Here is an 18,621-nt window from a genome sequence, read left to right as displayed (position 1 = left end):
GCTCCAGTTAACCAACATAGATTGCTAGTATTAAAAACTATATAGCTACTATAAGGTCAATGGGACAGATGATCCGTTGAGGAGTAAGCCTGATGCGCATTGGTCAGTTAGCCCAGATAGCGGGTATCGACACGCAGACGATCCGCTTCTATGAGCAGCAGGGCCTGTTGCCGCCGCCAGAACGGCAGGAGAATGGTTACCGTGTCTATACCGAGAAGCATGGCGAGTGGCTTGCCTTTATCCGCCGCTGCCGAATTCTGGACCTGTCACTGACAGAGATTCGCGAGCTACAGAGCTATCAGGACGACCCTCGCCAGCCCTGTACCGCCGTCAACGCCATGCTCGATGACCACATCTCTCATGTGCGGTCGCAGATAACTGCTCTGCAAGCGCTTGAGCAACAACTCGTTTCACTGAGGGCGAGTTGCAACGAGGGTCGGGAGATCAATGCCTGCGGCATCCTGACGGGGATCAGCGAGGAGAGCAAACAACAGCTGTATAGGGCTAGCTCAGGCCGTAAGGACTGAGCAGAGACATGCCGGACCTTGCAGTGACATTGTGAATGCATGGTGTGTTGATCGCGAAGCCTCACTGCGTATCTCGGCATGCGAACCTGGGCGTTGCTGCAAACTTGCAGGGGCCGTGAAGAAGAGTCGTCATCAACCAGGTAATCCGCTGAGCTGATGGTTGGTTCCGTCATCATGATATGAGCCAATCAACCAAAAAATCCGGATACCCAGAAAAGGTTGCTCGCTCGCTCAATATGGGCGGTCTCGCTCGTTGAGCTCACACTGCGCTTCAGCTTGGTCCTGGCGAAACGAAGGCGAAAACCTTGAACTACTCGTAGGAAGGATAGAGCGTGAGTATGCCGGTGGGCTCGTGGCTAAGGTAAGAGCTAGTCTCACCACATCGAGCGCTTCGCTCTGTTTGCGGCGCGTGAAAAGAACTCTAGCGGAGCGGCACCCAGCACGGCTCCGGGTTACCCTGAATTGATGCTCTTCCAAGCCGGCCGGCGGGTGGCTTCTAGGTGGGGCGGATACCGCGCTGACTTCAGTTGGGTTCTATGGAAGTGATGTGAGACTACCATTGCCTCCAAACCGCTTAGGTGAACGCTATGAGCCCCCGACACCGCTTGCATTCAGCCACAGTCTACACTTGGCCAGTCCTCAATGGACCTCTCTATATATGCCATTCGCTGCCGTCACCTTTAAGCGGTACGATACCGTTGTTGGCAAATGGAGTCCCATGCACACGTTACTTCCGGGGCCGATTCTGACTTCGCCGGCATCCTGATGGCCAACTATGAAAGTGAGGGGCGCAATATCCTGTCTACCGTGTGGCACCGCATTCCCCGCGATGTATCCGACGCCGCTTTGGCCTTGATCGTCGAAGCGTTTAACCAGGAGATCGATCGCACGGTTGACGACAGCTACGCGATGCGACTTGCCCGGCCGGCTGACACAAACAAGGGCGCGCAGTGAGCAAACTCACCCAGCAGTTCGTAAAGTCTGTCTCCCGCCCAGGTACATATCAGGACGGACGCGGGCTGATGCTGAACGTCACGGCCTCAGGCGGGAAATACTGGGTGCTTCGGTACCAGCTCAACGGCCGGCGGCGGGACATGGGGCTTGGCGTGTTCCCGGCCGTCTCGCTGAAGGACGCGCGAACCGAGGCAGATAAGAATCGCCTGGTTGTCAGCCAAGGCAATGACCCCCTGGATCAACAGGCCCAGCTACGCAGCGAAGCCCAGCGCAGTCGCCGCGACACATTCAGGGCAGAGGCCTTGCGCTACATCAAGGCCCACTCCCCCGCCTGGTCCGCGCGGCACGCACAGCAGTGGCGCAACAGCCTCGATCGCCATGTCTTTCTTCGGCTGGGAAAATGCCCGGTCAGCGACATCACCACCGATGAGGTAGTGGATACCCTCCTCCCTATCTGGCATACGAAGCCTGTGACGGCCGAGCGTCTGCGCAATCGAATTGAGCTCATACTGGATGCCTCCCGGGCCCGGCAACTCCGATCGAGCGAGAACCCAGCTCGATGGCGCGGCCACCTGGACAAGCTGCTACCCAGACGCAAGCCGACTGTCAGGCCAATGAAGGCAATGCCCTACGCGGACATACCCGCGTTCGTGCGATCGCTTGATGCTGTGGATGGGAACGCAGCGCGGGCCTTGGAGCTGATCATCCTGACGGCTCTGCGTACGAATGAAGTGCTGCACGCGCGCTGGGAGGAGATCGATCTCGAACAGCAAGTATGGACGCTGCCCGGGGAGCGGATGAAGAACCGGAAGGCGTTTCGCCTGCCGGTCACCGATGCGATGGTTTCAGTCCTTGAGCAACAAAAAGGCTTGAGCGACACATATGTCTTTCCAAGCGCACGCTCCTCCAGTCATCCAATCGCATTAAATGCCGCAGGTAGGCTAATGCGATCGCTGGGTGTGGCCGACTATGTAGTACACGGGTTCAGATCGGCCTTCCGCACGTGGGCGGGCGAGGAAACACACTACCCGAGAGAGGTTTGCGAGCTTTGCCTGGCACACACCCTCGCCGGCCGAACCGAGGCCGCATATAGCCGCGGAGACCAGCTCGAAAAGCGTCGTTTGCTGATGTCTGAATGGGCCGAATATGTGCGCGCTAGACTGGCAATCGCTGCCTAGTTAGTAACCGACGAAATGCGTCCTGTTTCGGTCTGATTGCGGGAACTATCGTGCTAGCATCCCGCCCACAGTTTTTTGACGCCATTATTCGGGGTATTTAAAATGGACCTGAGCCAACTGGCGGAAGACGCCGCCCCCTACCAGAATGAGATTCTTGCCAAGATCAGCTCACGCTGCGCTCAGGTTGAGTCTCAGAAAGCCGCGATCGCCTCGACGCTTGCCGATAGGAGCAAGCCCATGCGCTGCGTTTATACTTCGAGGCGCAATCTAGTTGGATCGTTTCGTTTTTTGGATGAAAGCGACTACGAGGCGTATCCCGCTATTCGCGGTTTCTACAATGCCGTGGTTTACCACGTAAAGAAGGGTGCGTACCTGGATCGCATCATCAACTTCAACAAGCTGCGCTGATCAGCCCAAGCAACTCTCTGGCGCCCGGCCTGCTTGCCGGGCAACCAACAGCTCTACCCATCCTCAGCTTACGATCCAACTTGCAACGGTCGCAGCACCGTAGCTTTCACGCCATTGGTTCAACGTTCTGTGGTTCGCACCCTTGGTAACGACCGTTTCGCCGGAATTCGGGTTGCGATAGGTCTTTTCCTCGCGCGGCTTTCGAGCATTGCCGGCTTGTACGGTAGTGTCAGGCGGGTTAAGCATCTCCACTACCTTTCGCTTGCTATACCCAAACTCAGCAATCAGAGCGAAAAGCTTCTCCTCGAATTCCAGCTCAGCTTGCAGCTTTTCATTCGCCTGAAGCTTCAGCTTCCTTTCTTCTAACGCGGCAAACTCTCGTTGCAGTGCGCGAAGCGCTACTAGGTCTGTCATTTACATTCCCGTTGGTTCTTTAAGGTACCCAAGCGCCATGAGGGCGACGTTGGTTGCGGTGTATCCGATCCAAATGACGGCGGCCCACTTGATAGGCTCTGGGATACGCAGACCATAAAGCTTGCTCTTGATGTCCATGATTCTGCCCTCCTGGGCTGTGTTCAGCGGGCGGGATCTCTTCTCGCCTATCTTGTAGTGGTCTACTAATCCCGGACACCGAAATGGGTGGTAAATTACCACCATCGCTGAGGTGTTCCATGACAAGACAACGTCGTACGTTTTCCACCGAGTTCAAGCATGATGCAGCATTGCTGGTTTTAGACCAGGGCTACTCGGTCGGTGAGGCAAGCAGGTCGCTAGGAATTGGTGAAACGGCGCTACGCCGGTGGGTCGACCAGTTACGAATCGAACGTGATGGCGGTACGCCCAAGAGCAAAGCGCTGACTCCGGAACAGCAGAAGATTCAAGAGCTCGAAGCCCGAATCAATCGGCTTGAACGGGAGAAAGCGATACTAAAAAAGGCTACAGCTCTCTTGATGGCGGACGAGCTCGATCGTTCGCGCTGATAGACCGGTTAAGTGAGCACGAGCCTGTTGAACTGGTCTGTGAAGCGTTCGGTATCTCCCGATCCAGTTACTACGATGCGCGGCGTCGCCGGAAGCATATTGACCCTGAGAAAGTCGCACTGCGGAGCAAGATAAATCAGCTATTTAACGAGAGCCGAAGCTCCGCCGGTAGCCGAACCATCGTAGGTTTGATGCGCGAAGATGGCTATCGAATTGGTCGTTTCAAGGTCCGGAGCGTCATGCGCAGCTTGGGGTTGGTATCCAAGCAGCCGGGACGACACGCCTACAAATCAGCCACTATCGAGCGGCTGGACATACCGAATCACCTGAACAGAGACTTTGCTGTGCCGGCGCCTAACCAAGTCTGGTGCGGGGACATTACCTATATCTGGGCTCAGGGTCGCTGGTATTACCTTGCCGTCGTTTTGGATCTGTTCAGCCGTCGGGTTGTGGGCTGGGCGCTGTCGAGTCAACCCAATGCAGAGCTGGTTACAAAGGCATTGGATATGGCTTATGAACAGCGAGGCCGGCCGCAGAACGTGATGTTCCATTCCGACCAGGGCAGCCAGTATGTCAGCCGCAACTTCAGACAGCGGTTGTGGCGCTACCGCATGAGTCAAAGCATGAGCCGAAGGGGCAACTGCTGGGACAACGCTCCTATGGAGCGGCTGTTCAGAAGCCTGAAATCAGAATGGGTGCCAGCCACTGGCTACACCACCTTGAACGAAGCACAGCGGGATATCAGCTACTACCTGATGACGCGTTACAACTGGCTGCGGCCACATACATACAACGGTGGGCTGGCACCTGCCAGGACAGAAGAAAACCTTAATCCACTGTCCGGTATCAGTTGACCACTACAATGAAGGAGGCGCTCTCTGCTATGGCTGGCTTCAACAGGGGGTGGTTCCCATTGATACCGCTGTCCAAGATACAAATCCGAGCTGCATCGGTAGGTGGAGAAGGAATGTTTCGGGGAAGCTCATTGATGTCGCGATTTAGCTGGCGGATGCTAATACCCGTAGCAGGAAGCAGGTCCACTAGCCGCACATCGCGATGATCCAACAACAGTTGCGCCTGGCCCGAAGTCACCTCAACCCGATACAGTAGCAAGCTATCCAAATTGACCTTGTCGAGCCTGCGGATCTTCTGGCTTTCAAGCCAACCTTCGAATGCGGTAGTGAGCCGGATGCGGTTCGGGTGGTTCGCCACGTCAACAGGCCAGAGTTCGACGTCAAGCTTGAAGTTTGGAGTATTGGGGAGGCCGATGTTCTTGAGCGCCCAGCTCTTACGATCCTCTGCCGACCACGCCTCGATACCCTCGATAGCCTCTAAGATCTGGCGGTAGGTCAAGCTGGAATCCAAAACACCAAGCTTTTTCAGGTGGTCGGCGAAAATGGACAAGCCAGCCTCCGTTGCAAAAACCACACAGAGCTGCTTGCCTTCTTGGCTGATGAATTCCAACCCATGATGTGACAGTTTATCGAACGTAAGGGCGCCATCGTACTTCAGCTTGAGGACATAGGGGGAACTCGCTGAGGAGCCGATTTGCTTCCTAGCTTGACCTTCAGCTGTAGCGAAGTAACCGTTGAGCTTCTGGCCATGCCCGCGGGGATCTCCACGGGTCACGAAACGGGGAGGATTTTTGGTGCGGCGCTGGTTGTCCAGTACCTCACGCGCAATGTTCAGGTGTTTGTAGGTAGCCAATGCTTCGTCCCTGAAAGCTGGTATTAGGATTTCCTGAGATCTTCTCTAAGAAGGGCGTTTTTCAGCTCCTTGATGGTCAGGAACTCTTGCTCCCGCAGGATCATCCGTTTTGCGGCACGGCGTATTACACGTTCGACGTCCGCTCCGCTCTTACCCGTAAATTCCTTCAATACTTCTTTGTCGTCAATCTCAAATTGACGACGGATGCCTCGCAGCTTCAGATGCAAAATCTCTTTTAGCTGTTTTTCATCTGGAAGTGGGAATTCGATGGAATCATCGAATCGTCTCCAGATCGCCGAATCGAGGATCTTTTCATGATTTGTAGCCGCAAGAATCAAGCTGCTACCTTCGTATGAGTCCATCATCTGAAGCACAGCGTTTACCACTCGACGCAGTTCGCCATGATCACTGCTGCTGTCCCGCTCTTTGCCGATAGCGTCGAACTCATCAAACAGGACCACAAAGGGATGAAGGGCGATGAAATCGAAAACCTTCCGAAGGTTTGCGGCAGTCTCCCCCAAGAAAGAGGAGACCAATGCATCCAAGCGAACAATCGCCAGCGGCCGATCTAGTTCGAAGGCCACAACCTCCGCAGCCAAGGTCTTCCCGCAGCCAGGGGGGCCAAAGAATATGATCTTGCCAGCAGGTTTCATCCCGTAACTCCGCAAGACATCGGCACGTCTGTTTTCCTCGAGAATTTCCTCAAGAGCAGCAGAACTGCTCGGAGGCAAAATCACCTCATCGAGTGAACGTTTGGGAGCTATGACATCCAGTAGTGGTAGGCCGCGCTCTTTATCTACCGGAACATCGTAGTGCACGCGTGGCATATTGGTGGAACGGAAGTTTCGGTCACCGCCGTAAAGAATCTGCTCAAGATCATTAGCGAGAAGGTGGTGCTGTTTTTGTCGTTCTTCTTCGATGACAGCTTTTGATGCGAGGCGAAATGCTTCTGCGTCCCCTGCGGTTCCTGCCCTGAACAGCTGCCGAAGAATTTTACCGTTCGCCATCCTTCACCACCCATAGTTTGATACTTTCGACTATCTAACTCGGAACAAATGTACCGCGGCTAATCAACCTGAAACCTGCTTCAATAATCAAGGCCCCATGACGGTAACCGCAGACACATGGGAGCTGGCATGACAGCGTAGACTAATGGAAATCTCAGCCCCCTTAAACGCCTTTTTGAAAATTCCGTCGAGCTGCTTCTCTGCCCCCAAAATCACCCTTGGATTTTTAGACAGTACCGCCACTGTATTAGCTGCAAAAACGTCTATGAAAGGCCGCTTCTGGCCGAAAGAGGCCTACTGGGACGAACTTGCACCGGCAAGGGACGGGCCCGTTGGCTAAGGACCCTCGATACCCACCTCTCCGTAACGCTCGCACGGAACTCCCGTAGATGCGGTAAATCGTCAAGTGCAGCGAGCCTTGCGCCAGCCAGGGACGAGAAGCTGAGCTTTCGGACGATTTGTATTCCTAGTCCCAGTACGTATCTCCATCCCCGGGCGAAGCGCCGTTTCAATGCCGAGTTTCTTGCTCTCCCAGCCATGCTAGGAGCTGACTCTCCGACCACCGAGTGGTACGACCAACTACATATCGCCCTGGGAGAGCGGGATTCTCTTTTGTGAGCCTCCATAATGTTTGTCTACTGATGCGGAGAACAGCGCATATTTCGTCCGTAGTCTTTAAAATTTCTCCTGCGGCTCGATTCATGAGCGCTTCCTCCTCACCACGCCGTCATGATGACTCTTTGAAGGAGGCTTCTCATGTGGCGCCGTAGTGCTGATGAGCGTCCGACCAAGCCGCTCGTTCGGATGTGCCTGCGTTACCGCCATATCGTTAATCCTTATTCGTGGGACGACAGATATCATTCCTCAAAAATCGGCGAGAGGAAGCCGTAAATCGGCACGATTTAAGCTTCAATTTCACTGACTCGGTGAGCAGGGAGAAAGAGCGGGACGAACGACCCCAAAGATCAGAAGTGGTACCAAAAGTGGTACTCAAACCCCAGAGACGAAAAAGGCCCGCCTGTTAAGCGAGCCTAAGTCGTTGTTTTGCTTGGTGCCGGCACCAGGAGTCGAACCCGGGACCTACTGATTACAAGTCAGTTGCTCTACCAGCTGAGCTATACCGGCGCGGGTTGCATTATATCGGTGCTGGGCGGCCTGTAAACCCCGAAGCGCCGCGTAATGAACAAAATATTCCGTTCCGGCAGCAAGCCGATGCGGCACACGCTCACTTGTGAATTGTTTTTCGAGCGTCACCTTACGAAGCAGGCCCAACCCCTTGTTTACAAAGTCATTCACAGCGGTCACTTCTTGATCGATTCGCGCCAACCCGCGTCACACGGGGTTCAACGCAATCTACCAATAACTCTTCCACATTGTTATGCACAGGCAGCGTGGATAACACCGCCCGCGAATTCCTGTGGATAAGTCTGTTAGCAACCCGTTCACAGGGTGGTGATCAGCTGTTAGGAACGTGCTCGGCCAGCAGAAGCAGGTTTCGCGGCGTGAGCGCGTCGGGACAGAACTGGCCGAGCTCGACGCGGTACCCCTGTTCCTCGAGAAACAGGGCTCGATCCAGCATCAACCATATCTCCAGCGGGCGTCGAAACAGCGCCTGAACCAGTTCGAGATTCCGCGTCTCGGCCAGCCTGCGCCAGCCGCATGCTTCGAGCTCTGCCCAGTTATCGGGTTCTGGCAAAGCCAGGCCGTGATGCGCGGCCAGATCACGACAGAAGCCAGGCATGCCAAAGGAGAGCGCGCTCTCTGGCCGGGAAGGTGTCGGCAGATACTCATCAATCCCTCGTGCTTCCCGCTGCCAGTGATCAAAGGCCAGGCGCCAAGCCATCGAGCGGTCTCGCAACTGGCGGACCCGCCGCCCGGCAGTGACCGTCTGCTGAAGTGGCAAGCCGAGGTCTTCGCGACTCAGGGAAAGGCTCGAGGCGCGAGCAGCGTCAGACAGCGGCCGGTACTGCAGCGCAGCAATGCGGTTGTAGCAGCACGGCGACACCGCGAGTTGGCTGCTCCCCGCCGCGACGCCTCTCACCAGCAACGTGGTGTGAAGATCTCCGCAGGCATGCAGCGCAACGACGCTGTGCTCGGAACACAGTCTGTCCCATGTCGGGCGCGCCAGCACGTCTGCATCGACGTGCTCTGCATCCACACGCCACTGCGCGCTGAGCACCATCCCGTCGCGGTTCAGCTGCTCGTTGCGCTCAAGACACAGTACCGGTGCGCCGGAGCGCCAGGAGAGCAGCCTGCCCAGATGACCCTTGCCGGCGCACCAGTCCACCCAGCTCCGTGCAGGCGCGCGGAATCTGGAGTCGGCGATATCGGCAAACCGGCAGATTTGTTCCCACTTGCGCCCCGGCACGTGCGTGGACAACCCGTCCGGGACTGCCACAGGATCACGCGACCAGTCTGGCAGATCGGCAAGCTTGCGAGACGCAGCGGAAAGTTCGGCGAAGGGTGCTGGCAGCTTCAGCCGATGCGGGGAGCCGTGATCTGCTTCCGCCTGCTGCAGGGTGCGTGAGCGCAGCGCAGCAGCCAGCTCAGGCCACTGCCTTTCCCACGGCAGTTGCCGCAGAATGAAGGGACGCGCCCGCCACACCGCCTGATGGTGCGTCAGCCACTCATCAAGCTGAACGAAGCGCTCGGCATGATTCACCTTAGCGCCTGCGGCTGGCCTCAACCTGAAGCCAGCGTTCGACCTGCTTGAAAACCTGAGTGAACGCGAGGGTGATGACCAGATACATGGCGCCAGCTACCAGATAGAACAGCTCGTATTGATAGGTGCGGGAATTGATGGTCTGTACCGTGCCCATGATGTCCATGAGCGTGATCATGTACACCACCGCGCTGGCCTTGAGCATCAGAATCACCTCGTTGCCGTAGGCCGGCAGCGCAATACGCACCGCCCGCGGCAGGATGATGTACTGCAGGGCCTGACGCCGCGACATGCCGAGCGCTCGGGATGCTTCGACTTCGCCCGGGGGCACGGCCTGGATGGCGCCCCGCAGGATCTCGGCGATGTACGCAGCCGTATGCAGGGTCATGGTAATCAGCGCGCACCAGAACGGCTCACGCAGATAGGGCCAGAACATGCTCTCACGCACGGCAGAGAACTGTGATAACCCGTAGTACACCAGAAACAGCTGCAACAGCAGCGGAGTGCCTCGGAAAAAGAAGATATAGCTATAGGGTACGGCCTGGATGTACCAGTGCCGTGAGGCCCGTCCCAACCCCAGCGGGATGGCCAGGATCAGACCGAGTACCACCGAGATCCCCACCAGCTGTAGCGTCATCAGCGCGCCTTCGAGTAGCTGCGGCGACCAGCGCACGATCATCTCCCAGCGTTCGGCCCAGGTCATAGCTCGGTCCTCGCAAACCCGCGATTGGCTTTACGCTCGAACCAGTGCAGCGCAACCATGATGATCACCGTCAGACCCAGATAGATCAGCGCGGCGGTAAAGAAGAAGGTGAAGGGTTCACGGGTCGCCTGACCCGCAACTCGCGCCTGTCGCATCAGCTCGTTGAGGGTGATGAGCGACACCAGAGCGGTATCCTTCAACAGAATCAGATACAGATTACCCAACCCCGGGAGGGCCACACGCCACAACTGCGGCAGCGTTATGCGCCAGAAGATGCGGAAACCCGACAGCCCCAACGCCAGACCCGCCTCCTTCTGACCAAGGGCGATGGACAGCAGGGCGCCGCGGAACACCTCGGTGGCGTAGGCACCAAAGCACAGTCCCAGCGCAACGGTACCGGCGACGAAGGGGCTGAGAGAAAGATTGGGATTGCCGAAATGACTACCCAGCCAATTGAGGCTCGAGACGGTGCCGAAATAGGCCATCAGCACCCACAGCGTTTCAGGCACGCCGCGGACCACTGACGTGTAGAACCCGCCCGTTGCCCGAAGCACTCGGCTGCTGGAAATTTTCGCACTGGCGCCAAGCAGGCCCAGCACCAGACCCAGCGCCAGCGAGGCGAGGGACAAACGAATCGTCATCCAGGTCCCTTCGAGAAGGGCTGGACCAAAACCGTGCAAGTCGAACATGGGCGAGGCGTCGTTCCGGGCCCCGTAGGGCCCGGCCAGTCAGATCAGCGGATGCTGAAGGGGAAGTATTTGGCGTTGATCTCTTCGTAGGTGCCGTCTTCGATGATTTCGGCCAGGGCCTCGTTCAGGCGCTCGCGAAGGGGGTCGCCCTTGCGCACGGCGATGCCGATCTTGTCATTGTCGAAAACAGGCTCACCCTTGAACTCAAAGTCCGATCCGGATTCGCTCTGCAGCCACTCGTATTGCACGAAGTTGTCTGCCAGCACACCGTCGATGCGGCCGGAGTTCATGTCCAGATAGGCATTTTCCTGGGTGTCGTACAAACGCACGTCAACCACGTCACCGAGGTTGTCTTCCAGCCATTGGCCCGCGATGGTAGCGCGCTGCGCGCCAATGGTCTTGCCCTTCAGGCTCTCTTCGTCAACCTTGAAATCGGACTTCTTGGGAGCGACGAACTGCAGCTTGTTGGTGTAATAGGGATCGGTGAAATCGACCGCCTGCTTGCGCTCGTCGGTGATCGACATCGACGCAACTAGAAAGTCGAAGCGACGGGTGTTCAGAGCCGGAATGATGCCGTCCCAATCGGAGGTCACCACGGTGCACTTGACTTCCATCTTTTCGCACAGGGCGTTGGCGATATCGATGTCGAAACCGACCACCTCACCACTCTTGTCGATCAGGTTGAAGGGAGGGTACGCGCCTTCAGTACCGATGCGCAGCGTCTCTTCGGCCATCGCCGGAACCTGAAACAACATGGCTGCGGCGGCAGCCAGCAAAACCTTCTTGTAGCTCTTCATTGGTTACTGCTCCTTTAGCTATGGCTGGACATGAACTGCTTGCAGCGTTCCGACACCGGTCGGTCGAACACCTGCTCGGGACTACCAATTTCTTCCACCTGCCCCTTGTGAAGAAATACCACCTGGCTGGATACCTGCCGGGCGAAACGCATTTCGTGCGTTACCAGCAGCATAGTCCGTCCTTCTTCAGCCAGCGCGCGGATCACGTTGAGAACTTCCTGCACCATCTCCGGGTCGAGCGCGGAGGTCGGCTCGTCGAACAGGATCACCTGCGGCTGCATGGCCAGCGTTCGGGCGATCGCCGCGCGCTGCTGCTGCCCGCCGGAAAGTTGCGCAGGGAATGCATCACGCTTGTCTGCAATACCGACCTTTTCCAGAAATATTTCCGCAGCGGCGACCGCCTCCGCCTTGCTCTGGCCGAGCACCCGGCGCGGCGCTTCGATGATGTTGTCGAGAATGCTCATGTGTGGCCAGAGATTGAAGCTTTGGAACACAAAGCCGACACGTGCTCGCAGACGGTTGATCTGCTTGCTGTCGGCTGCCTGCAACTCGCCGCCCCTGCCCGGTTTGAGCTTCAGCTCCTCACCGGCGACCAGGATCTGACCCTGCTGAGGGTTTTCCAGAAGATTGATGCAACGCAGCAGCGTGCTCTTGCCGGACCCGGAGGAGCCCAGTATCGAAATGACGTCACCATCGCGGGCAACAAGATCAACGCCCTTGAGTACTTCAAGGTCGCCATAGCGTTTGTGCAGGTTGCGCACTTCCAGAGCTGGCGGGGTCACGTATCGGTTTCCATCAGGGCGTTTCGCCACTTAAATAAACGAGGCTGGGATGATACCCGGAAATGCCTGCAAATCCCTGTGTAATACATCCGTCATGCTGGCAAAACTAGCACAGCTGGTGGCCATGACCAAGAACCCTTGCCGGGTCATCTCCCGAATATGCATGCAAAAGTCTTTCCAGCCTAAACTCCCGGACCGGTTCTGGTCCCGACGCTTCTACCCCGCCGCTGGAGAGGCGAGCAAAGCGGCACCGCAATCGGAATACAAGATCCATCAACCACATACCTTCAGTGCCCGGTATAGCCCAAGCTGATCGGCCGCACGCTCAGAATCGGTGCAAGGATAGCCTTCAGGGAACGCAGCGGCGGCGTTGGAAGAGGAGGAAGACATAGCGCCAACCGGCATTTGATGCCGCCGGCTGGAGCGTCGATCACGCGCGCTTGATGAGCGAGACGATGGCGCCGAGCAGTTGGTCCAGCGAACCGCCCTTGGCGATGCTCATGTCCACCAATTCGCGCTCGGGCATATTCTCGGGAAACGCCGAGCTCATGAGCAGTATCGGAATTTCGGCAAGCCGCGCATCGCTGCGGACCCGGCGCACCAGTTCGGCGCCATCCATTTCCGGCATCACGTAATCGGAAATGATCAGACTGGGCGGCGCCTGTTCGAGCATGGCAAGCGCTTCACGACCGTTGTTGGCGGTCATTACTTCGTACCCCTCGCCCTGCAGAACCAGCTCCATCACTTTGCGCAAAGCTCGCTCATCCTCCACCAGAAGGATCAAGGGGCTCTGCGCATTCGCGTCAAGTTCAGGCATCTTGACCGTCCGCGGGTAGGCGACGATGCGCCCGTCCGAGCACCACTCCTTCGGTGTGCGTCAGCCTCTCACCAATCGACACGCCCTCCTGCCCGAGGCAGAGTTCATACAAATGAGGCGAAAAACCGCTCTCGCGCATTTTTATGATGCCGATGGTGCGATGCAGCGTCGATTCCAGTTCGGCATAGCGCAACAGGACGATATTCTCCGCTACCGCCGAGACGGACGCAGCCGTGATGGCACTACTTCCGCCGATGATCTCAGGGATGGCCGAAGTCAGCAGCGTGGTAACGCCGCGGGCACGCAGTGCGGAGGTCAGGGCAGTGAAAAACCGGCTCAACCGCTCCGGCGACACGGTTGACTGCCTGAAGCCGTCGAGACCGTCGAGAAACAGGCGCTGTACGCCGCGGCGGTCGACCGCAGCGAGAAGCAGTTCTGCCAGCTTGTCCATCAACGCCTCAGTGGGCGGATAGTGCATGAGCTCCACCACCCCGGAGTCCAGCAATGCCGGCAACCCCAGCCCGAGACTCTCGGCGCGACGCCGGAGGCGTCCTTCATCTTCGTAGAAACCGAAAATGAGACCAGGCTCGTCTGCCGTGCTCTGGCAGATGAAGCCGAGCCCGGTGGTCGTCTTGCCCACCCCGCTCGGCCCCAACACTATCGTGGTCGATGAATAGGGCAAACCGCCGTCGAGCAGCTCGTCAAGGCCACCGACGCCCGAGGGCACACGGACCTCGCGCATGGCAATCGCCGGCTCATGTCCATGAACCGCTTCGAGTCGCGGATACACGTGAAAGCCTTCGTTGCTGATTTCCGCGACGTGCCGACCGGATACGAAACCGCTTCCGCGAAACTTGCGCACCTTGAGGTAGCGGTAGCTGCGGCTACCCTCTTCCTCGCTGCCCAGTTCAATCCAGCCGTCGACCATGGTGAATTCGGGGCTGCCACCGCTGCGGTCACTGTTGGTCAACAGCAGCACGGTACAACCGCTCATGTCCGCGAAGGCGGCGACATCATTTATGAACTCGCGGAAGGTCCGTTCGGACTCGGTGGTTTCCTCCAGAGCGAACAGCCCGTCCAGCACGATAACCGAGGCCTTGCGATTCTTGGCATTGCGCATGAGAAAGCGCAGCACGCCTTCCAGACCCTGATTGCGCAGTGTATCGAAGGCGCTCTCGTAGACCACGGCCTCGGAGCGCTGGTGATCGGCCATGAATTCCATGTTGCGCAGATGGCGCAGCAGGCGATGATGCGTTTCCGCAAGCAGAGTCACATACAGCGAACGTTCACCTTGCGCGGCGCGGCTGTAACAGAACTGATTGGCCAGGATGGTCTTGCCTTCCCCGGGTCCACCTTGAATGATGTAGACCCCCCGCGGCAACAGTCCGCCGCAGAGCACGGTGTCCAGACCGGGGACGCCTGTTTTCAGGCGCACCGGATCGCCCTGGTCGGTATGTTCGTGAGTCACTGCGGTTCTCGCCTCGTCGAGCTGTGGCTGCATACTAGCACGCACGCAATGACTGAACACGGCACCAATGCTCGAATCCAAGCCTTGCTAAGCTGACGATATATCCACGCCCTGGCGGCGACGTCGAGGTGAGCAGCAGAGAGCTTGACGGCACGACCTTCCGGGTCACGCTACCGATCAATCCCCGACCGACCGGCTGAACCGGAAACAAAAAAGGCCCGCCTGACGGCGAGCCTTTGATGTATCGAATATGGTGCCCAGGGACGGAATCGAACCGCCGACACGAGGATTTTCAATCCTCTGCTCTACCGACTGAGCTACCTGGGCAACGGGGCGCCATTAAACGATTCTGGACTTTGACTGTCAAGCATCCGGGCCAAATATTTTCCATTTTTCAGCCGGTTACCAAGCGATCACTCGCTCGGCGGCACATAGCCTTCGGCCTGGGCGTATTCCTCGCCGGAGAGGAACTTGTCCATTTCCTGCTGAATGAACTTGCGATCTGCGGGATCCATCATGTTCAGGCGCCGCTCGTTGATAAGCATGGTCTGGTGGGCCTGCCATTCGTCCCAGGCCTTTTTCGAGACGTCGTTGTATATCGCCTGTCCCTTTGGCCCAGGGTACGGCGGACGATCGAGACCGGGCAGTTCCTGCTTATACTTGCGACACATCACCGTGCGGGACATGGGTTACCTCCGAATCTGAAACTGGCTGGATATGGCGTTGCGCGCGCTCCAGCAGCACCTTTACTGGCGCCGCGAGCCCGAGGCGCGTGGGTTGGCGCAGGTTATACCAGACCTGTCCGGTCTCGGCCACGGCATCGCCGGGCTCCACTCGCACCAGCAACGGGTGAATATCCAGGTGAAAGTGGCTGAAGGTGTGGCGCAGCGGGTCGAGTGGCTGGACGTCCCGCGCAGCCAGGCTGTTCCCGGCGAGCCATTCATCCAGGTCCGCGTCGGCATCGAGCTGCGGCGGACACCAGAGCCCGCCCCACAGCCCGCTATCGGGGCGGCGTTCCAACCATACGGCGCCCTGACCATCGACCACCAGTGGCATCAGACATGCTCGCACAGGCATGATTTTCCGCGGCCGCGCCTGCGGGTAGGCCGCAGGTGTACCCTGCAGCCGAGCCTGACAGGCCGCCTGCAGCGGGCACAACAGGCAGCTGGGCTTGCTGCGGGTACAAAGGGTAGCGCCGAGATCCATCATTGCCTGCGTGTAATCGGCCACCCGCGCTTGCGGGGTGTAAAGCTCGGCGAGTTCCCACAACCGCAGCTGTACCGACCGTTCGCCGGGCCAGCCGCTCACGGCCTTGAAGCGGGCAAGCACCCGCTTGACGTTACCGTCCAGGATCGGCGCACGCTGGCCCATGCTCAGGCTGGCGATCGCCCCTGCGGTGGACTCGCCGATGCCGGGCAACTCGGCAAGTTCGGCGGCGCTGCGAGGAAATTCACCGTCATGCTGATCGACCACCAGTTTCGCCGTCTTGTGCAGATTGCGAGCCCGACTGTAGTAGCCAAGCCCCGTCCACAGGTGCAATACCTCGTCCGCCGACGCCTCGGCCAGCGCCTCGACAGTCGGCAGTGCCTGCATGAAGCGCTGGTAATAAGGAATGACCGTGGCCACCTGGGTCTGCTGCAGCATGATCTCGGACACCCAGACGCGGTAGGGCGTCATGTTCTCCTGCCAGGGCAGGTCCTTGCGACCATGACGATCGAACCAGTCCAGCACTGCGCTGGAAAAGTCGCCCGGGCTCACCTGCCAAGCAACCCGCGGATGGCATCGCGAATTTCCGGTGCCTGATCGCCGAGCTTTTCTTCCACCCGCTCCTCGACCTTGCGCCGCGCCTCGTTGCCGAGCAGCCGACCGGCGATCTTCGCCACTTCGTCGGTATCCACGCCGCAGCTCTTCGCGGCATTGTGCAGGAAGCCCTGGCAGCGCACCGGCCACTGGATGTCTCGATAGCGTTCATTGACCTGGCAGGCAGGGTCCGGCATCTCGCTCTTGTCGCCCTCGATCAGCAGCCCGAGTCGGAAGTCCATGCGTTGCACCGGCAGCTCGAGCCTGCCGCGGCCGCTGGCCTGAATTCCGGGTACCGCAACGATCAGATCATTGGTGGTCACGGTGCCGTCGTTGATCCTGAAGCTGCCGCGCAGACGATCGAACGGAGTGTTCTCTTCACCGCGGGGCTGGCTCAGTGACTTACGGTTGGCCAGCGCGATGGCCTGACACGCCTGCTGTTCGAGATTCACGCCCAGCAGAGCGCCGTCGCTGACATCGAAGCGGGCACTGCCGCCAAGGGTGTTCATCCAGCGCGCCATGCTGTTGCCCCGCGCGGTGACGTCGACATCCATATCAAGCGCGCCACGAAACTGCAGTGGCACTTCGTAGGCTTCCTGGATCGCCTGCGAGTCCATGTCGCGAAGCTGCTTGGTGACCTGTACGCGCACCGGCGTGGCGCGCGTGTCAATCTCTCCGCTGGCCGTGAAGCGGCCACCGAAAACACCGCCCTCCAGCTGGCGCAAGCGCACCCGGCCATCGGCCGCCTGCACGCTGGCGATGAAGGACTCGAAGGTCTGCCCGGTTACAATGAGCTGCTGCACGGTCAGCTTGCCGTCCGCGTCGAGCGTGGCGAGCGTATCCAGCGGAAGGAGCGGCTCATCACTCCATTCCAGAGGCGGGGCCGACGAGCGAGTGCCGCCCTCACCACGTCCGGGAGCCGGCGCAGGCGTGACCGGCTCGGCGCCCTCGACCGGCTCTTCGGCGGCGAGGAAGCGGTCCAGATCAAGCCGCTCTCCCGACAGGTCGAAGCGCACGGCCTGCTTTTCGAAGTCCGCCAGACCCGCGCGACCTGCCAGCGTCGCATCGTCAATCGTCAGCTGCAGGTCTTCCAGCATCAGACTGTTCGCTGAACCATCGAGCCGGGCAGTCATCGCCACCTTTTCCAGCGCACGCGGGTCAGAAGTGCTGGAGACATCCTGCCCGATCGAAGCGAGCAATTCCCGGGCATTGAATTCGGCGACATTCAGCGACCCGGCAAGACGCAGGTCCCCGTCCAGATCGGTGGCCGACAACTGACCGGTGGCTCGCAAGTCCGCCAGCGACAGGCGTATCTCCTCCAAGGCGGCCGTCTGTGCGGCCTGATCGAGCTGACCGTTGCCCTGCAGGCGCAACGACACGGCGCGCCCATCGAACGGATCACCGCTGGCATCGAGATTCAGGTCAATGGCGTCGAGCTGATACCGCTGCTTCTCCAGATCGAACAGAGCGATGGCGTCCAGATCGACGCGTATACGCATAAGGGGCTGGTCCAGTACCACCAGTCCCAGCAACTCGACCTCGACAGGGCGGCCCTCGATGAGCGCGCCGGTGCTCAGATTCAGATCTTCGAGCGTGATGGTGCGTCCAGACTGGCGATCCACATAGCTCACTGCTGCGTTGGTCACCCGGATGCTTTCAACGGCCAGGTCAAACTCCTGATCAGGCTGTTCGGTGCGCGGCTGGTCTCCCGACGGCAGCGGCTCCTCGATCGGCTCCTGAGGACCGATGGTCTCCCAGTTGCCGTTGCCCTCGGCATCCCGCACCAAGCTGAGTGTCACGCTGTCGAGAATCACATCGCTCATGCGCAGCTGGCGGCGCAGCAACGGCAGAACCTCGACACCGAGCCCCATCGACCCAACCTCGGCCAGCGGCTGATCGGGCTGCTGTAACGGCGCGACGGTGACATTTTCCAGCTCGATACCCAGCCAGGGAAACAGCGACCAGCCTATATCGCCGCCGAGCGTCAGCTCGACATTGGCCTTGTCGCGCGCAGCCTGCTGAATCTGCTCTTTATAGTCATTCGGATCGAACAACCGGGTGACGACGAACAATCCGATGACGACCAGTACCAACAGAGTCAGCAGAACCAGACCGATGATCTTGGCGGCTTTCATGAGCGCT

At 58.7% G+C, this 18,621-nt stretch carries 20 protein-coding genes and 2 tRNA genes; 5 read left to right on the top strand and 17 right to left on the bottom strand.

Translation table 11 applies throughout. The features are described 5' to 3' along the window. Positions 1 to 92: 92 nt before the first annotated feature. The 4 genes from cadR to KEM63_RS01210 all read left to right on the top strand — a co-directional run bounded on the left by cadR (position 93) and on the right by KEM63_RS01210 (position 3,067). Positions 93 to 527 carry a Cd(II)/Pb(II)-responsive transcriptional regulator gene (gene cadR / locus KEM63_RS01225; RefSeq protein ID WP_008175821.1) on the top strand — a complete coding sequence of 145 codons (435 nt, stop codon included), beginning with the start codon at positions 93 to 95 and terminating at the stop codon, positions 525 to 527. A gap of 765 nt (positions 528 to 1,292) precedes the next feature. Then, a complete protein-coding gene (locus KEM63_RS01220) occupies positions 1,293 to 1,481 on the top strand; it encodes a hypothetical protein (RefSeq protein ID WP_223654214.1) in 189 nt (62 codons plus the stop codon). Continuing rightward, positions 1,478 to 2,659, top strand: coding sequence for a tyrosine-type recombinase/integrase (locus KEM63_RS01215; RefSeq protein ID WP_223654212.1), 1,182 nt, complete (start codon positions 1,478 to 1,480; stop codon positions 2,657 to 2,659). Before KEM63_RS01220 ends, KEM63_RS01215 begins: the two co-directional genes overlap by 4 nt. A gap of 102 nt (positions 2,660 to 2,761) precedes the next feature. Next, a complete protein-coding gene (locus tag KEM63_RS01210) occupies positions 2,762 to 3,067 on the top strand; it encodes a hypothetical protein (protein ID WP_223654210.1) in 306 nt (101 codons plus the stop codon). Positions 3,068 to 3,130: 63 nt separating this feature from the next. Here the strand turns inward: KEM63_RS01210 and KEM63_RS01205 are convergent, their stop codons facing one another. Both KEM63_RS01205 and KEM63_RS01200 read right to left on the bottom strand, forming a co-directional pair. Further along, positions 3,131 to 3,481: a histone-like nucleoid-structuring protein, MvaT/MvaU family gene (locus KEM63_RS01205; RefSeq protein WP_223654209.1), complete on the bottom strand. Its 351-nt coding sequence runs from the start codon at positions 3,479 to 3,481 to the stop codon at positions 3,131 to 3,133. Continuing rightward, positions 3,482 to 3,619 (bottom strand): hypothetical protein, encoded by a 138-nt coding sequence (locus tag KEM63_RS01200; RefSeq protein ID WP_223654207.1) that lies wholly within the window; start codon positions 3,617 to 3,619, stop codon positions 3,482 to 3,484. Positions 3,620 to 3,738: 119 nt separating this feature from the next. Here KEM63_RS01200 and KEM63_RS01195 point away from each other — a divergent pair. Next, positions 3,739 to 4,901 (top strand): IS3 family transposase gene (locus KEM63_RS01195; RefSeq protein ID WP_223654205.1). Its coding sequence is split into 2 segments (ribosomal slippage): positions 3,739 to 3,994 and positions 3,994 to 4,901, totalling 1,164 coding nucleotides; the frame shifts between segments, so codons are not numbered across the junction. On the opposite strand, the gene KEM63_RS01190 is transcribed toward KEM63_RS01195, so the two are convergent. The 15 genes from KEM63_RS01190 to KEM63_RS01120 all read right to left on the bottom strand — a co-directional run bounded on the left by KEM63_RS01190 (position 4,894) and on the right by KEM63_RS01120 (position 18,614). Next, positions 4,894 to 5,754 carry a hypothetical protein gene (locus tag KEM63_RS01190; RefSeq protein WP_223654203.1) on the bottom strand — a complete coding sequence of 287 codons (861 nt, stop codon included), beginning with the start codon at positions 5,752 to 5,754 and terminating at the stop codon, positions 4,894 to 4,896. The genes KEM63_RS01195 and KEM63_RS01190 overlap by 8 nt on opposite strands. 23 nt (positions 5,755 to 5,777) lie before the next feature. Next, entirely contained in the window at positions 5,778 to 6,761 is a 984-nt protein-coding gene (locus KEM63_RS01185) for an AAA family ATPase (protein WP_223654193.1), read from the bottom strand. Positions 6,762 to 7,269: 508 nt separating this feature from the next. Next, positions 7,270 to 7,464 (bottom strand): helix-turn-helix transcriptional regulator, encoded by a 195-nt coding sequence (locus tag KEM63_RS17005; RefSeq protein ID WP_223654192.1) that lies wholly within the window; start codon positions 7,462 to 7,464, stop codon positions 7,270 to 7,272. Positions 7,465 to 7,810: 346 nt separating this feature from the next. Further along, positions 7,811 to 7,886 (bottom strand) — tRNA-Thr (locus tag KEM63_RS01175). A 331-nt stretch (positions 7,887 to 8,217) separates the two neighbouring features. Then, positions 8,218 to 9,423 (bottom strand): methyltransferase, encoded by a 1,206-nt coding sequence (locus KEM63_RS01170; RefSeq protein ID WP_223654189.1) that lies wholly within the window; start codon positions 9,421 to 9,423, stop codon positions 8,218 to 8,220. A gap of 1 nt (position 9,424) precedes the next feature. Beyond that, positions 9,425 to 10,126 carry an ABC transporter permease gene (locus KEM63_RS01165; RefSeq protein WP_223654187.1) on the bottom strand — a complete coding sequence of 234 codons (702 nt, stop codon included), beginning with the start codon at positions 10,124 to 10,126 and terminating at the stop codon, positions 9,425 to 9,427. After that, positions 10,123 to 10,815, bottom strand: a complete 693-nt coding sequence (locus KEM63_RS01160; RefSeq protein ID WP_223654185.1) for an ABC transporter permease — start codon at positions 10,813 to 10,815, stop codon at positions 10,123 to 10,125. The genes KEM63_RS01165 and KEM63_RS01160 overlap by 4 nt, the downstream gene beginning before the upstream one ends. A 44-nt stretch (positions 10,816 to 10,859) precedes the next feature. After that, the gene (locus KEM63_RS01155; RefSeq protein ID WP_223654179.1) at positions 10,860 to 11,612 is read right to left on the bottom strand and encodes an ABC transporter substrate-binding protein; all 753 of its coding nucleotides are present in this window, start codon (positions 11,610 to 11,612) and stop codon (positions 10,860 to 10,862) included. A gap of 14 nt (positions 11,613 to 11,626) precedes the next feature. Beyond that, the gene (locus tag KEM63_RS01150) at positions 11,627 to 12,394 is read right to left on the bottom strand and encodes an ABC transporter ATP-binding protein (protein WP_223654177.1); all 768 of its coding nucleotides are present in this window, start codon (positions 12,392 to 12,394) and stop codon (positions 11,627 to 11,629) included. A gap of 430 nt (positions 12,395 to 12,824) precedes the next feature. After that, on the bottom strand, positions 12,825 to 13,211 hold the full coding sequence (locus KEM63_RS01145) for a response regulator (RefSeq protein WP_223654176.1): 387 nt from the start codon (positions 13,209 to 13,211) through the stop codon (positions 12,825 to 12,827). Continuing rightward, entirely contained in the window at positions 13,204 to 14,679 is a 1,476-nt protein-coding gene (locus KEM63_RS01140; RefSeq protein WP_223654173.1) for an RAD55 family ATPase, read from the bottom strand. Before KEM63_RS01140 ends, KEM63_RS01145 begins: the two co-directional genes overlap by 8 nt. A 251-nt stretch (positions 14,680 to 14,930) precedes the next feature. After that, positions 14,931 to 15,006: transfer RNA gene (locus tag KEM63_RS01135), tRNA-Phe, on the bottom strand. Between the two features lie 86 nt (positions 15,007 to 15,092). Next, positions 15,093 to 15,365 (bottom strand): oxidative damage protection protein, encoded by a 273-nt coding sequence (locus KEM63_RS01130; protein ID WP_223654171.1) that lies wholly within the window; start codon positions 15,363 to 15,365, stop codon positions 15,093 to 15,095. Further along, positions 15,334 to 16,437 (bottom strand): A/G-specific adenine glycosylase, encoded by a 1,104-nt coding sequence (gene mutY, locus KEM63_RS01125; protein ID WP_223654169.1) that lies wholly within the window; start codon positions 16,435 to 16,437, stop codon positions 15,334 to 15,336. The genes KEM63_RS01130 and mutY overlap by 32 nt, the downstream gene beginning before the upstream one ends. Beyond that, positions 16,434 to 18,614 carry an AsmA family protein gene (locus tag KEM63_RS01120; protein WP_223654167.1) on the bottom strand — a complete coding sequence of 727 codons (2,181 nt, stop codon included), beginning with the start codon at positions 18,612 to 18,614 and terminating at the stop codon, positions 16,434 to 16,436. Before KEM63_RS01120 ends, mutY begins: the two co-directional genes overlap by 4 nt. Between the last annotated feature and the right edge of the window lie 7 nt (positions 18,615 to 18,621).

It is taken from the genome of Halopseudomonas nanhaiensis (genome assembly GCF_020025155.1).
GTDB lineage: Bacteria > Pseudomonadota > Gammaproteobacteria > Pseudomonadales > Pseudomonadaceae > Halopseudomonas > Halopseudomonas nanhaiensis.
This window is presented reverse-complemented; position numbering and strand designations above follow the sequence as displayed.